We start from the raw sequence: 18915 nt of genomic DNA on the forward strand, positions 1-18915 counted from the left end.
CAGACCATGACAATTACCCTTAATACAAATACTGAAAAACATCACCAATCTTTTCAATCTAATGCTCAAACACGTGTGGCATTTCACCATGTTCATAAGTCTTTTGTCGTCAATCAACAACCTGTCAAAGTCATTCACGACTTTAATCTAGAAATTAAAGAAGGCGAGTTTATTGCGATTGTAGGTAGCAGTGGTTGCGGTAAATCTACGCTCTTACGTCTTTTGGCTGGACTTGATCAAGATTTTGATGGTCGAATTTTAATTGATGGTGCCGATGTAAGCGGGATTGGTGGCGATCGAGCAGTAGTTTTTCAAGAACATCGCTTATTTCCTTGGCTTACCGTTGAGCAAAACATTGAGCTGGGTTTATTAAATGAGGCGTTAACTGCGCGCGATAAAGATATTCTGGTTCAGAAAGCAATTGAATTGATTGGTTTAAATGGCTTTGAAAAGGCCTACCCACACCAACTATCTGGTGGGATGTCTCAACGTGTAGCTATTGCTCGTAGTCTTGTGGTGCAACCACGTATTTTTCTGTTAGACGAACCGTTTGGTGCCTTGGACGCATTAACACGGCATCAAATGCAAAATGAATTACTTCGCATTCAATCTCAACAAAAAATGACCACTGTTTTTATTACACATGATGTGGAAGAGGCCGTAACTCTGGCAGATCGTGTAGTGATTTTAAAACCCAAACCTGGTCGTGTTGAACAGATAATTCCCGTCAACTTGCCGCGTCCTCGAAATCGTTCAAGTTTTGAATTACATCAATTAAAAGAACAGATTTTTCGGATTTTGACCGAAGACAAAATTGGTTAATAGGAGTTATTGATGAGTGAATTTAGTCAAGGCTCGATTAGAAAAGCATTTTTATTTGAGCAATTATCCAATCAGGTCACCCATACAACGACGGTTAATGATCCTTTTAGCCATAACGTAGATGTTGAAAATGATACTGCTGAACCAAAAAAGAATGCTTTGGCAATTGCGATTGTGGCGGTTGCTGCGGCACATTTGGGAATCTGGTATATCGCCAAACAACTTCCTACACCTCAGCTTGATGTCAAAACACCTGATCCTGTGGTGATAGAGATTGTCAAACTGCCTGAACCACCTAAGGTGATTGAACCTAAAATCCCTCCAGTGGTGCAAAAGCCAAAGATACCGCCTGTTAGCCCAAAGCCTGAGCCTTTACAAAAGCAAATAGAGACACCAAAACCAGTACAGAAACACGTTGAGCAGCCTAAACCTGTTGAACAGCATAAGGCAGTAGAGCAACCAAGGCTTGTAGCGGAACCCTTAAGTAAAAACCTGGTGTCGGCTCCTGTTCAACAACCCGTTTCAAAACCCGCTGAAGCACCTGCGAAAGCTGTTGATGACAATTTGCCAGTTACAGAAGCAAAAGGCTATGCAGGTTATTTGAGTAATCCAGCGCCTGAATATCCTGAACAGGCTCTCGATCGAGGTTGGGAAGGTTCAGTCATCTTGAGGGTAAAAGTCTTGCCAAATGGCAGTCCTGATAGCGTGACAGTCAAACAGAGCAGTGGAAAAAAAATACTCGATAGTGCAGCAGTGAGAACCGTAAAACAATGGAAGTTCTCACCGGCTTTAAAAGGGAAGACACCAGTCGAAGGTTGGGTCGATGTTCCTATTCACTATCAGCTCCCAAAATAATTTTTAACTTAATATTGATCTATAAGGAATTTCAAAATGAGTGATATAAACTCCCTGATCCACGATGGGACTATCTGGTTATTGGTTGCTTTTTCGATTGTGACGTGGGGTTTGATTGTCATTAAACTGGTTCAAACCCAAAAAGCCAACCGCCAAAGTAAAGCCTTTGCAGAAGAATTCTGGAGTGCTAAAAATCTGCAAGATGCGATTCAAAAATCGGAAGTAGGGCAAGGACCAGTGGCACGCATTGCAAATACTGGTTTTAAAACACTTGCCGATGCAGACGATGATACTCATCAAGATTTACAACATAGCTGGAGTCGTCAAGATTTACTCGAGCGCCATTTACGCAAACAAATTTTGTCAGAACGTCGCCAGCTAGAAAAAGGCTCTGCCTTGCTCGCATCAATTGGTAATAATGCACCTTTCATTGGGCTATTTGGTACAGTCTTTGGGATTATCCATGCTTTACAGGCCATTGCACATTCGGGTAATGCCAGTATGGATGTCGTTGCAGGGCCGATTGGTGAAGCACTAGTTGCAACAGGCATCGGGATTGCAGTGGCTGTTCCAGCGGTACTGGCATATAACTATTTTGTGCGTAAAGTAAAAACTATTGGTGCAGAACTAGATGACTTTGCGACTGATTTTGTCAGCCTAAACCAAAAATCAGGTTTCCAGCTTAAGACTGTCAAGACAAAAACAACAAATACGAGCATTCCAGCCAGCGAGTTAAGCCATACCCACAATAAAGAAAAGGTATATGCATAATGGCAATTTCAACATCAGAACAAGATGATGTCGTTAGCGAGATCAACATTACTCCTTTAGTGGACGTGATGTTAGTTCTTCTGATTGTATTTATCGTCACGGCGCCCTTACTAACCAATACTGTTAAGGTAAACTTACCCAAAGCTGCACCAACACAGGTGACAGATCAGACCAAGGCAGTAGTCATTAGTGTTAATCCAAAAGGGGAAATTTATCTGGATAAAGATAAAGTTACTCTTGAACACTTTGAACAGGCCATTCAAACGCGTAAGGCGGCCAATCCTAAACTGGCTCTGAACCTGAATGCGGATGAGACGGTTCCTTATGGTACGGTTGCCAAGTTACTGGCCAGCATAGAACGGGTAGGCGTTGATAAACTATCAGTTATTACATCGCCTAAGTCTTAAGTTCTATCCAAATAAACAAGACGAAAGAAAATCAAGATCCAAATTTGAGATCTTGATTTTTATATAATTGTTTAATCTAAATTTATATTAAACTTGAATTTCACGATTAGGTTGTATGGTCTATTTTAGAGCTTCAATTTGATGGTGAGATGGCGAATGACAACACTTGTTTATAACGATAAAAGAAGAAATAACTATGATCATTTTTTAGATTTATTAGATCAAACTCATATCAATCGTTATCAAGATTTCAACATTACCTTTGAATATAAAAAACTGGCTGAACAAATGCTGTCAGAATGTGAATTCATGGACGCGTGTTCACTTGAAGAAAAGCAGAAATTATTTAATGAAATTAAGATAAAGCATCTTTATCAAGGGCAAGTGCTATATTCGAGAAATCAAGACTGTCGTGAACTGATCATTGTTTTAAGTGGTGTACTCAAATTAGGTTGGAATTCATACGATGGGAAATATCTTATTCATCGTTTTATTCCTACAGGCGCACTATTAAATATTGTCTATCTTATTTCTGAATCTGCCTTAGAGCATGAATATGTTGCACATGAAGCAACTGTGGTAGCAACCATTCCTGAACATATCTTTAAGCACACCATACAGCACAATTCACGCATGCTATATCAGGTTTTAAAATTGGTATGTCAGAGAACACGGCTTTTAGACAATGATATCTATCACACATCTACGCAACCTTTAAAGGTACAAATTGCACGACAGCTCATCTATTTAATCGAATTTTTTTCGACCCAAACTCAAAAAGGTATTGAGGTTTTATTAAAACTCTCACAAGAAAATTTAGCTGAACTTTTAAAAATATCGAGACAAAGTATCAGAAAGGAAATTCAGTGGTTTGTTGAAGAAGGCATTATAGAAACAAAATACAATCATATCTCTGTAAAAGACATCGACAAATTAAAAGCCTTACTGCACTAAAGAGATTATGACGAATTATGAATAATTTTTCATAAATGCAGAAATGCTATGTAATTTTTGTTGCAGAATTTAAAGGGGGTAATTTCTAAACTCATATCATCAATGATGAGAACGATGATATGGCAGATTTATTAATAAAAAAACCAGTGAGTAAGTTAATCGATGTGATCCCTTTAGCAGGTCGTATCGGTGCACAAATTAATGGTGTTGAATTATCTTCAAACCTTAACCCTGAGGTCTTGAATCAAATTAGGCAATCATTGCTTGAACATAAAGTTATTTTTTTCCGTAATCAGGAACATTTAACAGATCAAGAACAGGAAAAATTTGCCGAATTGCTTGGGCAACCTATTTCTCATCCTACTGTTCCAGTGGCAGAGGGTTCGACTTATATATTTGAACTTGATTCCCGTCATGACGGTCGTGCAGACGTTTGGCATACCGATGTCACCTTTGTATCAAATTATCCAAAAATCAGCATTCTAAGAGCGGTAACTACGCCCAATCGAGGGGGCGATACCACATGGGCAAATACAGAAGCAGCCTATGATGAATTGCCAGAGCCGCTAAAGCTCCTTGCCAATCAGCTCCGTGCGATTCACACCAATGATTTTGATTATGGTGGTTTTCGACCTTCTGCAAGTGATGAAGTCGTAAAACGCCATCAAAAAATCTTTGCTTCAACGGTCTATGAGGCGGAACACCCATTGGTCAGAGTACATCCTGAAACAGGTAAGCGAACCTTAATTTTAGGCCAATTTTTTAAACGTTTTGTAGGTCTGACTGCTAAAGAGTCCAACAAGCTGTTTGAAATTTTTCAAGATCGTATTACCAAACCAGAAAACACGATTCGCTGGACGTGGAAGGATGGAGATGTCGCTATTTGGGACAACCGTGCCACTCAGCATTTAGCCGTCAATGATTATGGTAATGCCTTGCGTATTATGCGACGCGTTACGTTGGCAGGCGATGTTCCTGTTGATATCGATGGCAAAGCGAGTAAGCAAATTAAGCCATCTACGTCTTAAGCGTCTAAGCAATACGACGCTGATTTATCAATAAAAATGTGGAAGATATAATGAAACCATCAATTTTTAAAAAATTGATCCTGCTGAGCTTATTGTCTTTTGGACATGCCAGTTATGCTGAAAGCCTTAAAACAATTCGAATTGGCTCTCCCGATTTGACTGCTGGTCAGAAACACGCGGGTGGTGGAGTTGTTGATGTGCTTTACAACAAAAAATGGCTTGAGCAAGAACTTGCAAAAAACAATGTCAAAGTGGAATGGCATTTCTTTAAAGGTGCTGGGCCAGCCATTAATGAAGCTTTGGCCAACAATCAACTGGATTTCGCCTTTTTAGGGGATTTACCTCCAATCATTGGTAAAGCCAATGGATTAGATACCCAATTACTTGTTCCAACAGCGCGCGGCATTACCAATTATCTAGCGGTAAGATCTGATCTTCCGATCAAAAAATTTGCTGAATTAAAAGGGAAACGCGTTGGTTTGTTAAGAGGAACAGCAGATGAGTTGTCATTTGTGAGTGCATTGAACAGCCAAGGTTTAAAGCTCAGCGATGTGCGAGTGGTCAATTTAGATTTTAACGCCGTCAACGCTGCTTTGGCCGCAAAAAAAATTGATGCGTCATGGGGACCTTCTCGATTTTTTGCGTTACGTGACAAACACATCGTTAACTTGCCTATAAGTAGTCGTCAGTTAAATGGTGCAGGATCTACTCAAGGTGTGTTTTTAGGTCGTCAATCGTTTATTCGACAACATCCAAATGAAACACAACAGGTTGTGACTCAGGTTGTAAAAGGACTGAATTGGCTCTCAAATGAGCAAAATCGAGTACCACAAGTCGCACTCTTTTTTACCCAATCGGGTTATCCAGCATCTATATATGCTCAGGAACTCAATGGTGTAAATCTGAAGTTTTTATATTCACCGTTATTTGATGGCTATTACACCCAACAATTGCAGCAAAAAATCACTTTGGCTACGCAACAAGGGTTGATACGCAAAAATATTGACGTCAAAAGCTGGATTAATCCGTCATTTGTAAATCAAGCACTTGAACAATCAAATTTAAAGACTTACTGGAAGCCAACTCAGCAGTACGAATATTTGAAATCAGTGAAATAAGCATCGTCTTTTAAAACTTAATTATGGGGTAAATAATGTCGATACATTCGAGAAATGTAGGGCGTGATCCGTTCACGTCAGTAACTAAACAAAAAATTTTAAATTTAAGTCTGCTTTCGCTGAGTATCTTGTCAGTTTGGGGACAAGCTCATGCAGAAACAGTCTCAAGCACCGCACGTTCTTCAGAGGATGTGGCTCAATTAGAGACCGTTGTTGTGACAGCAACACGCCGTGAAGAATCACTCCAAAAAGTACCCGTTGCCGTTTCAGTTATTAGTGGAAAGGAACTCGATAAGCAACAGCGAAACTCACTTGAAACATTGGTAACACAAGTACCGAGTGTTAACTTTCGGGCTGGAGCTTCCAATAAGGATACTTCTTTATTTGTTCGCGGTATTGGAACTGTTACCACTTCACCGGGTGTTGAGCCTTCCGTCTCTACAGTGATCGATGGCGTTGTGTACAGCCGACCGGGGCAAGCAACACTCGATTTGTTAGATGTGGATCGTATTGAAGTCCTTCGTGGTCCTCAAGGGACACTTTTTGGTAAAAATGCATCGGCAGGTGTAGTTAATATTGTGACCAAAAATCCAACCAGTGAAACCTCGGGTTATATTGATGCCTATGCCACTAGCGATAGTGAACAACGAATTAAACTAGGAGCATCTGGTACATTAATTCCTGAAAAATTAACTGCCAATGTCTCGGCGCTATTAGGTAATTTTGATGGCAATGTAGATAACCTTACAACCAATCAAGATGTTAATGGCTATAAAAACTATGGGTTTAGAACCAAATTTGAATATACGCCTACCGATAGTTTAGTTTTAGGCTTTACTGCCGATTATCTGCATAAAAAAGGAAGTGCTCCGACAGGTATTGTGGTTAAAAATACCGATGCCAACTATGCAGCAGCATTATCGCCTGTTGTAGCATCTCCAACCAATCGAAGTACGGTTGAAAATACTCAAGCCTCGACTGATGATACCAATCAGGGGGTAGCGCTTACCGCAGACTGGACATTAACCAATCATCAATTGTCATCCATTACGGCCTTTCGCCAATGGAAAAACACACAGATTGGTGACAGCGATCAGCTTGCTGCTCCGACACCAAATTTTGCCGGAATTGCCGATTTAGGGCATGTTAACAGTAAGCAATTTTCTCAAGAAATTAGAATTAAACCGCTCGATCATGGTTTTTTTGATTATGTCGCGGGTCTATATTTTTCAAAGAACAAAAACGATGAGACTTATCAACGCGAGTCAACTTGGTACAACAATGCCTCTAATGCCTATGTCGTAGATTTTGGTAAGGCAATCTATAACACAGACAGCACCAACTATGCTGCATTTGGTGAAGGTACCTTTCATTTCACAAATCGGTTGAGATGGATTGCTGGTTTACGTGTTACTCGAGATGAGTTGTCTTATGATCACAGCCGAGTTTCAACTGTTCCAAGCAGTGTAGGTGTCCGAAATGCTATTCGTTCTTCATTTAGCAGTGATGGATCAACCAGTGAAACTGGAGTTTCAGGCCGCATTGGACCTCAATATGACTTTACACCGAACATATTGGGCTATTTTACCTATTCAAGAGGTTATAAAGGTCCTGCATATAACGTTTATTTTAATATGCAGCAAAATGATACGCCTGTCATTGACCCTGAAACGGCTAACTCTTACGAACTTGGTCTCAAATCTCAATGGCTGAATAATCGTCTGCGCGTCAATGTGGCTTTATTTAACACGGATTATGATAACTATCAGGCAAATTTTAGAACTCTCGACCCAAATGGTTTCCCGATAACCCGCTTGGTTAATGCAGGAAGTGTCTCTACCTATGGGGCTGAAATTGATTCGGTATATAAGATTAATCCAAATTGGGCATTAAACTTTTCAGGTGCCTATACACATGCGCGAATTGATGACTTCAAATGTCCAGCTGCCGATACTTCGTGCCCAAATGTAAATGGTAAGCCGCTGCCATTTTCTCCGGATTGGAAATTTAACACTCAGCTCGATCGCTATTTTACTCTGGCAAATAACAAGCAAATTGAACTTTCAACCCAATATGCATGGCAAAGCAAAGTACAGTTCAGTCTCGACCAGAACCAAAACACCATTCAGGGTGCATATGGACTTTTGAACGCGAGCATTGCTTTAGCTGATACTGCTTCTGACTGGCGATTGGCATTGAATGTACGAAATATAACGGATAAATCATATGCGACCTTACTGAGCACCAATGGTAGCCGTATTACTCGTCAAGTCCCTAGAGATGATGAACGCTATTTTGGCATTTCATTCCGTAAAAATTTCTAAAAAGTATGTCTAGTACGCCTCGTTTTTAAGAGGTGTACACCCATCCATTGGACTGATTAAAATGAGTAATCCTTCGTCTACAAGAAAGCTTCACCTTAATTTATTTTTAGACAGTTATGGCCATCATTTGGCCAGTTGGAGACATCCAGCGAGTCAATTAAACCTAAGCCCCTATGAGCGCTACTTACATGCAGCAAAAATAGCTGAAGAGGGTAAATTTGATGCTATTTTTTTTGCCGATAGTTTGGCTGTTGATCCAGCGATTGCGACATCAGGCAAAATTCGCGGTAACGAGATTGAACCTCTCACATTACTTTCGGCAATCGCAACTCAAACCCGTCATATTGGACTCATTGGAACAGCCACGACAACCTATAATGAGCCATATCATCTCGCAAGAAAGTTTGCTTCTTTAGACCAGATTTCTGCTGGACGAGCAGGTTGGAACCTCGTCACTACGGATTTTGCACTTGAAGCGAAAAATTTCAGCACAAAGGAACATGTCAAACATCACGACCGCTATGCACGTGCTGAAGAATTTCACGATGTCGTAAAAGGACTTTGGAATAGTTGGGATGAGGATGCAGCTATTCATGATAAAGCCACAGGGATTTTCTTTAATCCCGATAAGGTACATACGCTCAATCATTGCGGTGATATTTTTCAGGTAAAAGGTCCACTCAATATTAGCCCAAGCCCACAGTCTCACCCTGTGGTGGTTCAGGCAGGCAGTTCAGAACGAGGCAAAAATCTGGCAGCTCGTACCGCAGATGTCATTTTTACTGCGCAATCTAACTTAGCCGCTGCACAGCAATTTTATAGCGATGTTAAACAACGTCTTGAAGACTTTGATCGCCAAGAACATGAGTTAGTGGTCATGCCGGGTGTATATGTGCTTGTTGCTCATACACATGAAGAGGCTAAGAAACAGCAACAGCTTTTAGATGAACTCGTTGATGATGACATTGGCCTTGGGCTTTTAGGAAGAATGTTGGGCAATTTTGACCTAAGCGATGTTGATGTGAATCAGCCTTTAGCTTCCTTAGATTTATCCGAGACGCAAACAGGGCAGCAAAGTCGCCAGCAATTGATTCAGGCACTCGGGCAAGAGCAGGGTCTAACTATTAAACAGCTCTATCAACGTATTGCATCAGGACGAGGGCATTTTTGTTTGGTTGGAACGCCAGAATATATCGCCGACCAGCTTGAAGAGTGGTTCGTTAGTGATGCAGCAGATGGGTTTAACATTATGCCTGCCGTCATATCAAACGGAATTAGGGACTTTGTCGATCTGGTTATTCCCATCCTTCAACAGCGCAATTTATTCCGCAAAGAATACGAAGGTCAAACATTAAGACAAAACCTCGGCCTCTTGGCTGATGCCGAATAGAAGGACAAAGTATGTATCTCGCAAATTCAGAACGATATCAAACATTTCAATACCGAAAAATTAAAAATAGCGGTTTGGTATTACCACCATTGTCACTTGGTTGCTGGCATAACTTTGGAGATGACACTCCAATTCAGCAACAAAAATCAGTACTTTACACGGCGTTTGATCATGGAATTAATCATTTTGATCTGGCCAATAATTATGGAACACCCTTTGGAAGTGCAGAGAAAAATATTGGGCACTTTTTAAAAACTGACTTCAAGCCATATCGAGACGAACTCATTATTTCGACAAAGGCAGGCTGGGACATGTGGCCTGGACCTTATGGACAAGGTGGTAGCAGCCGAAAATACCTAATGGCTAGTCTTGATCAAAGCTTACAGCGACTGGGGCTTGATTATGTCGATATTTTTTATTCACATCGCTATGACTCAGAAACACCGCTTGAAGAAACAGCCAAGACACTTGCTGATATTGTGCAACAAGGTAAAGCTCTCTATGTGGGGATTTCTTCTGGATATACACCAGAGTTAACTTTACAGTTGATAGAATTGCTTCAGGCTTATCACGTTCCACTTACTTTGCATCAACCGATTTACAATTTTTTTGAACGTCAGATTGAGCAGGGTTTAACGGAGACTGCTAAACAAGAGGGGTTTGGTGTAATTACGTTCTCACCACTGGCTCAAGGGCTATTGGCTGGAAGATATCTGAATGGTGTACCTGAAGACTCACGTATTGGGCGTGGTAGTCGTTATTTACAGTCAGAACATCTCGTTGCATTGAAGCTACAGCAAATACAGCAGTTAAATGAAACAGCAAAGCGTCGAGACCAAACATTGGCTCAATTGTCATTGTCATGGGTTTTACGAGATGAACGGATTACATCGACAATCATCGGTGCTAGTCGACCAGAGCAGATCATCGAAAACTTAAAAGCATTGCAAAATACGACGTTTAGTGCAGATGAGTTGACTCAGATTGACGCTATTCTAAATACGCCATAAAACTCTATACAAAATTTGCAGCATGGCTTTTTAGGAGCCAATGCTGCAATGATTGAGCATTTTATTTGTTAAAAGCTAAGTTTCACGGTTGCACCAATGGTACGAGGCTGACCTAAACTAGCGAGAACAATACCATTAGAAGAATTCCATGTATTGGTCACATAGGTTTCATTGGTGAGGTTTTTTACCCATAGCGCAACATCCAGTTCATTTTCACCAATACGATGTCGTGCACCCAGACTCGCATTTGTTAATCCATAAGCTTTAATAACACTGTACGGGTTATTATCTAAAGAGCCATATGACCAATCTCGCCAAGCATAACTTCCTGAAACATAGGGCTGCCAGTTATTATGCTCAGCTAAGTCATAACGGAAATTGAAATTTGCAATCCACTTCGGTACGCCATATACACGCTCTCCAGACAGATCTTGTGTATTTACGCCTGTTGGAATGCTGATATTGGATGGAGCCGGGGCATTTTTGTATTCTGTATAAGTAGTATCGTTAAGAGAACCATTAAAATTAAGTGTAAGGCGACGAATAGGCTGATAGGTTGCATCGAGTTCAATCCCTCGGCTGCGTACTTTACCTGCATTTGCCAATACACTCACGACAGAGTTACCGACTTGTTCATAGCTTGTGGTTTGATAGTCAGAAACATCAATCCAGAATATATTGCTATTGAGCTGTAAGGTATTATTAAGAAAATTTTGTTTTAATCCAATTTCATAGTTATCTGCTTTTTCAGGATCAACCTTTAACGAGTTAGCACCCGCTGCTGGTGCAGAACCAATGCTCAGGTTAAAGCCACCTGATTTCTCGCCGTGTGAATACGTTGCATAGGCCAGTGTGCTCGGATTTACCCGATAGCTGCCAGTCAGTAAGCCAGAGTAACTTAAACCATGTTGCTTCAGTTCGCCTGAGTCGTATGCGCCAAGCTGGGCATTTAGTAAATTACGCTCTGCCGCACTTAAACCCGAAACTGGAGTACCCCCAATAGGGTCGGTTCTATAGATACTGGCAGATTTATCTTCATAGGTGACTCGTGCACCTGTGGTGATGTCTAACTTCGGTGTCGCATGCCATGTACTTTGACCAAATAGTGCTGAGCTTTTTGTCTCAGTTGTTCCATATGAATACGAATCTCGATTATTCAAAATATTCGATTGACCATTTGCAATTAAGGTTCTCACGCTCGGAACGTTGTAAAGATAGAATGCGTCAGCCGTATCTCCATATAAAGAGAACGTCGTATTGTCTAACTGTTGCTGAAAGTAATATAGACCTGTTACCCAATCCACTTTTTGATTTCCAGCAGATGTTAGGCGTAGCTCTTGAGAATACTGTTTATCTCGAACCGAAACACCGGCATTCGTCAATGCATTTGAACTAATAAAATCACTATTGGTTGGAGTGAAGTTCCAAAAGCGGTATGCACTAATCGACGTAATTTTTTTACCGCTATCTAGCGACCAATTGGCTTCTGCCGATCCACCACCTTGCTCAACAGACATGTGTTGTGGGGCATCTGAATGAATCTGTTTATCGTTCCAGTTGGTATAAAGATTTTTAGCACCTGACTGTGTGGCATTTTCTAAGTAACGATTGTAGTTATTGCCATATACGGTACTGTTAAACGTTGGCCCAGCGTAGTACATGACCATCGCGCCTTGATCGTCATCTTGTTTGTTGTAATCTGCAATTAAACGTAAATTAAAATTCTCTTGCGGTTTCCAGAGAATTTGACCGCGGACACCTTCGCGATCTGTATTGTTATAATCTTTACCATTATAGGTGTTATCAATAAAACCATCCTGAGTGGTTTTATAAAATGAGAGTCGGCCTGCTACATTTTCGGATAGAGCATCTGAAAACGTTCCTTTAGCCTGCAAATAATTGCGTGAGCCAAAAGAAATTTCAGCAGAATGGTCTGGGTCGAAGGTAGGCTGTTTTGAGCTAATGTTTAATAAGCCCGCCGTAGTATTTTTACCAAATAATGTCCCTTGTGGCCCGCGTAATAATTCGAGTTGAGCAATATCTAATAAATCAAATACAGCCATGCCGGGGCGACCTAAGTAAACATTGTCCAGATAGACCCCAACACTCGCTTCCAAACCATCACTGGCTGGGTTATTACCCAAACCCCGAACCGCTACACTCGATTGACGAGGGTTTAAGAAAGCAACATTAAGGCTGGGTAGGGCTTGTTGTAGATCTTCAAGTTTGCTGAGTTTTTGTGTTTCCAGTGTTTTAGCACTTAAAATACTAATCGGTGTTGGAACATTTTGTGCTTTTTCTTCACGTCTTCGTGTAGTCACAATAACATCTGCAAGCTGAATGACATCATCTGCTTTACTGTTTGACTTTGAATTTGACGTACTGGCTTCCGTTACCGCTGTACCTGAAGTAGCGGAAGTGTCCTCGGCATAGACAATAGATGAATATCCTGCACACCCTATAAATGAAATAAACAGACTTTGCGTGATTTTATTTAAAACTAATCTTTTTCTCTTGAAATGAAAGGTGTGCTTTTGAACTGACATTAATGACTCCATTTGTGTTTTCTTTGTGATGATTTTAATTTTTATGTAATTGAACACTGTCATTATCAGTACAAACTTAAGTTTATATTTTGATGATCTTATCTTTATATTTAATAGTAATTTTTTAAACATAGGCCTTTTAAAATATTGTTCAGGTGGCAAATGTAAAAGCCAGCATGAGGTGCTGGCTTAGTTCAATCAGTTGATACCAATCTCTTCTTTATTTTACGCTTCGAACGGTTCTAGCTGATCATTTTGTAATAATCTTCGTTGTTGCACATTTTCAATCACACCATTTTCTTTGACATAAGTTGCCCATTCTTTGAGTAATTCATCGAGCTTTTCTGGATATTGTTTTGCCAAATCCTCAGTTTCGCCTTTATCATCTTTAAGGTTATATAGCTGCCAGCGATTTGGTCCATTTGGCGCAGGGATAAAGAGCGCTTTCCATTCTCCTTTGCGCAGAGCCTTTTGACCAAATAACTCCCAGCCTGTGACATGATCTTCACTGTGAATGTGATCTTGTTGTACTTGTAAATACGGCAAGATAGAACGACCACGGAGTGGGACCAATTGACGACCTTTATATACCTGACCAGGATGCTGAATATTTAAATAATCTAATAGGGTTGGTAGTAAATCCATGACCGTCAAAAATTCGTGACTGATCTGATTTTGGCGTTTAAACCCTGCGTAGTGAATGAAAGAAACTGTTCTAATTCCACCTTCGCTAGTATGTGCTTTATAAAGGCGAGCAGGAGCAGTAGCTGCTTGTGCCCAATGTTCTCCGTACCAAACATATGAATTTGCTCGTCCAATATTATCAATACTGTTGTCGTAATATTGCTCGATAATTTCATTAAGTTGGCCCCCAAAGACGGGTAGAGCTTCAAGTTGAGCACCTTCTGCACCATTGTCTGATAGAAAAATAACAATGGTATTGTCCAATTCCCCTCGATCTTTGAGGTATTCCACTACACGTCCAACGTTTTGATCCATACGATCTACCATGGCCGCATAGACTTCCATAATTCTTGAAGACTTATCACGTTGCTCTTGAGTAATATTTTCCCAGAATGGAGTTCTAGCGAGGACAGGGTGAATCGTTGTTTCTGCATCTACCAATTGAAGTTGCTTGAGTTTCTCAAGGCGCTGTTCACGCAATTTAACGGGGCCATCTGCATAACGTCCTTTATATCGATCGATATCTTCCTGAGGTGCCTGTAAGGGCCAGTGCGGTGCAGAGAAAGGTAAGTATGCAAAAAAAGGACGTCCTTGGCGTGCTTCATCATCTTGTAAAAAGTCTAGAAGGCGAGTGGTAAAATAATCTGATGAATAAAACCCTTGAGGTAGTTCTTCCGAAAACTCGTCATCTTCTGCATAGAGTCCTTTTGTTGACTTAAGTAAGCGTGGAATTTGGTCTTCAGGAATATCAGCTTCAAATAGATAATGATTAGCGGCACCCGGTAATAGGGCAAAAGAACGTTCAAATCCTTTTTTAATTGGAAAATATTCTGGCTTTAGACCCAAATGCCATTTCCCAGACATAAGGGTGTAGTATCCCGCATCTTTTAATAATTCTGGTAATGCGGCAACTTTGTTATTTAATACACCTTCATAGCCTTCTTTACCTTCGAGCTCTGGGGTGAGGGCCTCTGCCATGGTTCCTAAACCAGCTAAATGATGGTCAGTACCTGAAAGTAACATCGCACGAGTAGGGGAGCAGGTTGACGCCGTATGAAAATTAGTAAGTCTTAAGCCGTTTAATGCCAATTCATTCAAATGAGGTGTATTGATTTCTCCGCCAAAAGCACCTAAATCTGAAAAGCCTAAATCATCTGCCACAATCAATAAAATATTAGGTTGGTTTTTGATATTTACATCTGTCATGTTTTATCCAACAAAGCGACTAAAATGCTTAGTGTAAATATGACAAATTTTTATTCTGTTTCTATTCTGACAGTTATCTCCTAATAAAATCATATCATTATGACAAAAGCAGATATATCAAAGGAACTTGGTGGTACTGTTGAACTGATGAGTCTGTGCAATATCGCTTAGCTTTTCAAAGTCCAAAATAAAGATTTGATTGTATTTAACCTCAATGATGTTTTGATTCGAAAGCGCTGCTAGTTCTTTATTAATACTTTGTCTTGAAGTCTGCAAAAGTTCTGCCAGATTTTCCTGACTCAATTTGAGATTCAGTAAAATTTTATCTTTGTCCTGATAGGAATGATAATCCACTAGAAAAACTAGTTTTTTAGCGAGACGAGTTTGCAATGTTTCAGTTGAATAAATGAAATTTTGTTCACGATTTAGTTGTGTTCTTACACAGATTAATTTCAACACCATGAATAAAGCATCTGCATTATTTCTGATGACATCCATAAACAATTGGCCAGGAAGGTTGGCAATGACCGTTCTACCTTGTGCAATATGGTCGTGAAGGAGGGGTTGACCCGTTACGATCGGAACAATATTGATTAATGTACCTGAGGGCACAAAAATATCGGTGTGGTATTTGCCTTGAGATGTGCTCCAGCCAAGTTTAAGCGCGCCTTCAAGCAAAATATTGATATCAGTACACGGATCATTTTGATTGTATATCGTTTGATTATGATAATACTTTCTTATTTTTAAATGCTGAATAAGCGTAGATTTCTCTGTATTAGATAAAGATTGAATAACCTGATAATTTTCTAAAATACGAATACTTTTATGAATAAATTCATTCGTTATAATTTGATGATCCGAAGATTGTCCGCCGTCAAAATCATTCTGATATTTTGAGATAGGATTCCTAAATTCGATAATTGATGATGCTTTCATGATAAATCAGAGATATAAACTAAGATTTTAAACAGCTTATCAGAGTTGAAATTTATTCAAATTTCAAAAAAATATAATTTCATATTTAATTTTCATATGTGCGTGTTATTAATTATTTAAATATCAAAATAATTTTTTACGTGATGGATTGTCTCTGAAATAACAGAATATGCCACCGTTTCTGATAAAAATTCAGTCATATATTATGACAGGAAATTAACATGACCACATTTATTCAGAAACCAGCACAACAACTACACGTTAAAAAATTAACTGGTCGAATTGGGGCTGAAATATCAGGCATTCATTTAAGCTCTGAGCTTGATTCATCCACAGTTCAGTTTATACACGATGCGCTATTAGAGCATAAAGTACTCTTCTTTCGTGGCCAGCAACATTTGGGGGACACGGAACAAGAAAAATTTGCAGAATTATTTGGATCACCCGTTAAACATCCAACAGTACCAGCAGTGGATGGCACAGATTTTATTTTTGAACTTGACTCACAAAAAGGTGCACGCGCCAATTCTTGGCATACTGATGTAACTTTTGTTGATGCCTATCCTAAAATTAGTATCTTGAGAAGCCTAATCATCCCTGAAACAGGTGGTGATACAACTTGGGCAAATACTGAAACTGCTTATGAGGATCTTCCTGAGCTTTTACAGCAATTTGCTGAGCAATTGGTAGCTGTACATTCAAATGAATATGATTATGGTGGACCAAAACAAAATGTTGAGCCGGAACAGCTCGAAAGACTGAAGAAAATTTTTGTATCTACCAAGTATGAGACAGAGCATCCAGTAGTCGTAGTACATCCAGAAACTGGCAAGAAAAGCCTCTTACTTGGGCATTTTTTCAAACGACTTGTGGGGTTTAGCCAAAGTGATTCACAGCTTTTATTTAATATTTTACAAGAAAAAGTAACGCGACCAGAAAATACAGTGCGTTGGCAATGGCAGGAAGGGGATGTGGTGATTTGGGATAATCGCTCTACACAGCACTATGCGGTTAACGATTATGGCGATCAACATCGCGTTGTACGCCGAATTACACTTGCCGGAGAAGTAACGACTGGTGTACATGGCTTAAAAGGTAAAACCACATTACCCAAAGATTTATCAGCAGAACAACTCGAAAAAGCCAAGCTTCACGCCGTTTTAAATGCCAACTAAATACCATTTTAAACATGCAAAACGTCACTGTCATTAAACAGTGACGTTGTATATGTTGTTGAGAAAAACGATATGGCCACACTATCAAAACGTAATCGATTTATCTGGATTATTCCTGCACTTATTTTTGTCGCTTTGCTACTGTTTATTTTCAAACCATCTTCATCAGCACCATCAAAAACAACAAATCAGACTGAAAACATTGTAAAAATTAGAATTGCTGTACCTGATCTAAGCAGTAGTGAAAGACACAGCAGCGGCACACCATTAGTTGATTATATTTATTTAAATCATTTACTTGAAAAAGAATTCGCAAAGAAAAATATTCAGGTTGAATGGCAATTTTTTAAAGGTGCAGGGCCAGTAATCAATGAAGCTTTGGCCAATAAGCAATTAGATTTTGCTTTTTTAGGCGACTTAGCTGCCATTATTGGTAAATCGAATCAAATTGATACCACATTACTGGTAGCGACTGGACGGCACATAGATGCTTATTTGGGTGTTTTGCCAAATAAAGGATATACCAGCCTCGAACAGTTAAGAGGCAAACGAATAGCAATTTTTCAAGGAACTGCTATGCAATTGTCGTTTGATCAATATATCGAGCGATATGGCTTTACTGAAAAAGATTTCCGCATTATTAATTTGGATCCTGCTGCGGCCAATGCAGCACTTGCAGCTAAGCAAATTGATGCCAGCTGGGGTTTAATGCCAATTCTAGCGCTTAAACAGCAGAAAATTGTAGAGGTTCCACTGAATACTGGGCAGAGACAAGATGGTGCTGGAACAATTCAATCAGGTTTGGTGGGTCGTAGTGAGTTTATTAAGCAACATCCTGAAATTGTCCAAACATTGGTAAATACGGTTTTACAATCAGCACATTGGGTTTCACAGCCTGAAAACCGCGATAATGCGATTCAACTTGTCACTAAAAATGCAGGATTACCAGCAGAACTCTATGCATTGAGTCTACAAGACAAAGCCTTAAAAACAGTTTTTTCGCCACTTTTAGATGAATATTATCTAGGGCATCTACAAGAAGGTGTACAGACTGCATTAAAGGCCAAACTGATAAAACGCGATGTTGATGTAAAACAATGGCAAAATGCTGAGTTTGTAGAACGAGGTATTCAACAGTTGAATTACGTCAATTATTGGAATTCTTCAAAATAAAATTATGAAATTAATTTAACTGTGCAAAAAGACCTTAACAAAGGTCTTTTTTATAAATTGCATAATACGCATCTAAAATAATTAATAATTCTTTGTAGGGCAACAAGTATAGCTAAACGTACAGCAACAGAATCAAGGACTTACTAGTGAATTATATAACTGTTCGTATAATGTATATTATGTTAAATAGAAGATTTAAAAACCTACCATATATAAGGCCCTGGCGTCACGTGACTTTAATAAGTTTAAATTAATATTAAAGATCATGAATTTATGATCTTTAATATTTCCCCTACATTAACCCACCTATTAAAATATATTTGATCTCTAAATAATCTTCAACTCCATATTTAGAACCCTCACGCCCTAAACCAGATTGCTTTACTCCACCGAATGGTGCTGCTTCATTTGATAATAATCCTGTATTTAAAGCAACCATTCCATATTCAAGTGCATCCGCAACACGCATAGCACGTCCCAAATCTTTGGTAAAAAAGTAAGATGCAAGTCCCA

At 39.5% G+C, this 18915-nt stretch carries 15 protein-coding genes and 1 pseudogene; 12 read left to right on the forward strand and 4 right to left on the reverse strand.

Annotated features, from left to right (window positions below):
• Positions 1 to 6: 6 nt before the first annotated feature.
• The 10 genes from RMA94_RS13785 to mgrA all read left to right on the forward strand — a co-directional run bounded on the left by RMA94_RS13785 (position 7) and on the right by mgrA (position 10679).
• Complete coding sequence (locus RMA94_RS13785) at positions 7 to 822, forward strand: ABC transporter ATP-binding protein (RefSeq protein WP_019459188.1); 816 nt, start codon at positions 7 to 9, stop codon at positions 820 to 822.
• 12 nt (positions 823 to 834) lie between these two features.
• Positions 835 to 1677 carry an energy transducer TonB gene (locus RMA94_RS13790; protein ID WP_311083442.1) on the forward strand — a complete coding sequence of 281 codons (843 nt, stop codon included), beginning with the start codon at positions 835 to 837 and terminating at the stop codon, positions 1675 to 1677.
• A 36-nt stretch (positions 1678 to 1713) separates the two neighbouring features.
• Positions 1714 to 2448 carry a MotA/TolQ/ExbB proton channel family protein gene (locus RMA94_RS13795; RefSeq protein ID WP_311083445.1) on the forward strand — a complete coding sequence of 245 codons (735 nt, stop codon included), beginning with the start codon at positions 1714 to 1716 and terminating at the stop codon, positions 2446 to 2448.
• Positions 2448 to 2855: a biopolymer transporter ExbD gene (locus tag RMA94_RS13800; RefSeq protein ID WP_004925095.1), complete on the forward strand. Its 408-nt coding sequence runs from the start codon at positions 2448 to 2450 to the stop codon at positions 2853 to 2855. The genes RMA94_RS13795 and RMA94_RS13800 overlap by 1 nt, the downstream gene beginning before the upstream one ends.
• 156 nt (positions 2856 to 3011) lie before the next feature.
• Positions 3012 to 3809 (forward strand): Crp/Fnr family transcriptional regulator, encoded by a 798-nt coding sequence (locus RMA94_RS13805; protein ID WP_068527854.1) that lies wholly within the window; start codon positions 3012 to 3014, stop codon positions 3807 to 3809.
• 119 nt (positions 3810 to 3928) lie between these two features.
• The gene (locus RMA94_RS13810) at positions 3929 to 4837 is read left to right on the forward strand and encodes a TauD/TfdA family dioxygenase (RefSeq protein ID WP_086223722.1); all 909 of its coding nucleotides are present in this window, start codon (positions 3929 to 3931) and stop codon (positions 4835 to 4837) included.
• Positions 4838 to 4887: 50 nt separating this feature from the next.
• Positions 4888 to 5955, forward strand: coding sequence for an ABC transporter substrate-binding protein (locus RMA94_RS13815; protein WP_311083450.1), 1068 nt, complete (start codon positions 4888 to 4890; stop codon positions 5953 to 5955).
• Between the two features lie 128 nt (positions 5956 to 6083).
• Complete coding sequence (locus tag RMA94_RS13820) at positions 6084 to 8279, forward strand: TonB-dependent receptor (protein ID WP_311084033.1); 2196 nt, start codon at positions 6084 to 6086, stop codon at positions 8277 to 8279.
• Positions 8280 to 8340: 61 nt separating this feature from the next.
• Entirely contained in the window at positions 8341 to 9669 is a 1329-nt protein-coding gene (locus RMA94_RS13825; RefSeq protein ID WP_311083452.1) for an LLM class flavin-dependent oxidoreductase, read from the forward strand.
• An 11-nt stretch (positions 9670 to 9680) separates the two neighbouring features.
• Positions 9681 to 10679, forward strand: a complete 999-nt coding sequence (gene mgrA / locus RMA94_RS13830) for an L-glyceraldehyde 3-phosphate reductase (protein WP_311083455.1) — start codon at positions 9681 to 9683, stop codon at positions 10677 to 10679.
• 68 nt (positions 10680 to 10747) lie between these two features.
• On the opposite strand, the gene RMA94_RS13835 is transcribed toward mgrA, so the two are convergent.
• The 3 genes from RMA94_RS13835 to RMA94_RS13845 form a co-directional block, all read right to left on the reverse strand.
• The gene (locus RMA94_RS13835) at positions 10748 to 13237 is read right to left on the reverse strand and encodes a TonB-dependent receptor (protein ID WP_311083457.1); all 2490 of its coding nucleotides are present in this window, start codon (positions 13235 to 13237) and stop codon (positions 10748 to 10750) included.
• 213 nt (positions 13238 to 13450) lie between these two features.
• Positions 13451 to 15115 carry an arylsulfatase gene (locus tag RMA94_RS13840; RefSeq protein ID WP_311083459.1) on the reverse strand — a complete coding sequence of 555 codons (1665 nt, stop codon included), beginning with the start codon at positions 15113 to 15115 and terminating at the stop codon, positions 13451 to 13453.
• 117 nt (positions 15116 to 15232) lie between these two features.
• On the reverse strand, positions 15233 to 16054 hold the full coding sequence (locus RMA94_RS13845) for a Crp/Fnr family transcriptional regulator (protein ID WP_004701544.1): 822 nt from the start codon (positions 16052 to 16054) through the stop codon (positions 15233 to 15235).
• A 221-nt stretch (positions 16055 to 16275) separates the two neighbouring features.
• Between RMA94_RS13845 and RMA94_RS13850 the strand changes: the two genes are divergently transcribed.
• Positions 16276 to 17229, forward strand: a complete 954-nt coding sequence (locus tag RMA94_RS13850) for a TauD/TfdA family dioxygenase (RefSeq protein ID WP_202732407.1) — start codon at positions 16276 to 16278, stop codon at positions 17227 to 17229.
• A gap of 72 nt (positions 17230 to 17301) precedes the next feature.
• Positions 17302 to 18402: an ABC transporter substrate-binding protein gene (locus RMA94_RS13855; protein ID WP_311083461.1), complete on the forward strand. Its 1101-nt coding sequence runs from the start codon at positions 17302 to 17304 to the stop codon at positions 18400 to 18402.
• Between the two features lie 292 nt (positions 18403 to 18694).
• On the opposite strand, the pseudogene RMA94_RS13860 reads toward RMA94_RS13855, so the two are convergent.
• A pseudogene (locus RMA94_RS13860) lies at positions 18695 to 18913 on the reverse strand (aldehyde dehydrogenase family protein); the annotation flags it as partial.
• Between the last annotated feature and the right edge of the window lie 2 nt (positions 18914 to 18915).

Source organism: Acinetobacter sp. V115_6, assembly GCF_031799025.1.
Taxonomy (GTDB): Bacteria; Pseudomonadota; Gammaproteobacteria; order Pseudomonadales; family Moraxellaceae; genus Acinetobacter; species Acinetobacter pittii.

What these genes read in the sequence shown, in the direction of transcription:
- RMA94_RS13835 (WP_311083457.1), bottom strand. Translation starts at nt 13,237, where the DNA reads ATGGAGTCATTAATGTCAGTTCAAAAGCACACCTTTCATTTCAAGAGA.
- RMA94_RS13855 (WP_311083461.1), top strand. Translation starts at nt 17,302, where the DNA reads ATGGCCACACTATCAAAACGTAATCGATTTATCTGGATTATTCCTGCA.
- RMA94_RS13800 (WP_004925095.1), top strand. Translation starts at nt 2,448, where the DNA reads ATGGCAATTTCAACATCAGAACAAGATGATGTCGTTAGCGAGATCAAC.
- mgrA (WP_311083455.1), top strand. Translation starts at nt 9,681, where the DNA reads ATGTATCTCGCAAATTCAGAACGATATCAAACATTTCAATACCGAAAA.
- RMA94_RS13825 (WP_311083452.1), top strand. Translation starts at nt 8,341, where the DNA reads ATGAGTAATCCTTCGTCTACAAGAAAGCTTCACCTTAATTTATTTTTA.
- RMA94_RS13785 (WP_019459188.1), top strand. Translation starts at nt 7, where the DNA reads ATGACAATTACCCTTAATACAAATACTGAAAAACATCACCAATCTTTT.
- RMA94_RS13790 (WP_311083442.1), top strand. Translation starts at nt 835, where the DNA reads ATGAGTGAATTTAGTCAAGGCTCGATTAGAAAAGCATTTTTATTTGAG.
- RMA94_RS13845 (WP_004701544.1), bottom strand. Translation starts at nt 16,054, where the DNA reads ATGAAAGCATCATCAATTATCGAATTTAGGAATCCTATCTCAAAATAT.
- RMA94_RS13850 (WP_202732407.1), top strand. Translation starts at nt 16,276, where the DNA reads ATGACCACATTTATTCAGAAACCAGCACAACAACTACACGTTAAAAAA.
- RMA94_RS13840 (WP_311083459.1), bottom strand. Translation starts at nt 15,115, where the DNA reads ATGACAGATGTAAATATCAAAAACCAACCTAATATTTTATTGATTGTG.
- RMA94_RS13795 (WP_311083445.1), top strand. Translation starts at nt 1,714, where the DNA reads ATGAGTGATATAAACTCCCTGATCCACGATGGGACTATCTGGTTATTG.
- RMA94_RS13805 (WP_068527854.1), top strand. Translation starts at nt 3,012, where the DNA reads ATGACAACACTTGTTTATAACGATAAAAGAAGAAATAACTATGATCAT.
- RMA94_RS13810 (WP_086223722.1), top strand. Translation starts at nt 3,929, where the DNA reads ATGGCAGATTTATTAATAAAAAAACCAGTGAGTAAGTTAATCGATGTG.
- RMA94_RS13815 (WP_311083450.1), top strand. Translation starts at nt 4,888, where the DNA reads ATGAAACCATCAATTTTTAAAAAATTGATCCTGCTGAGCTTATTGTCT.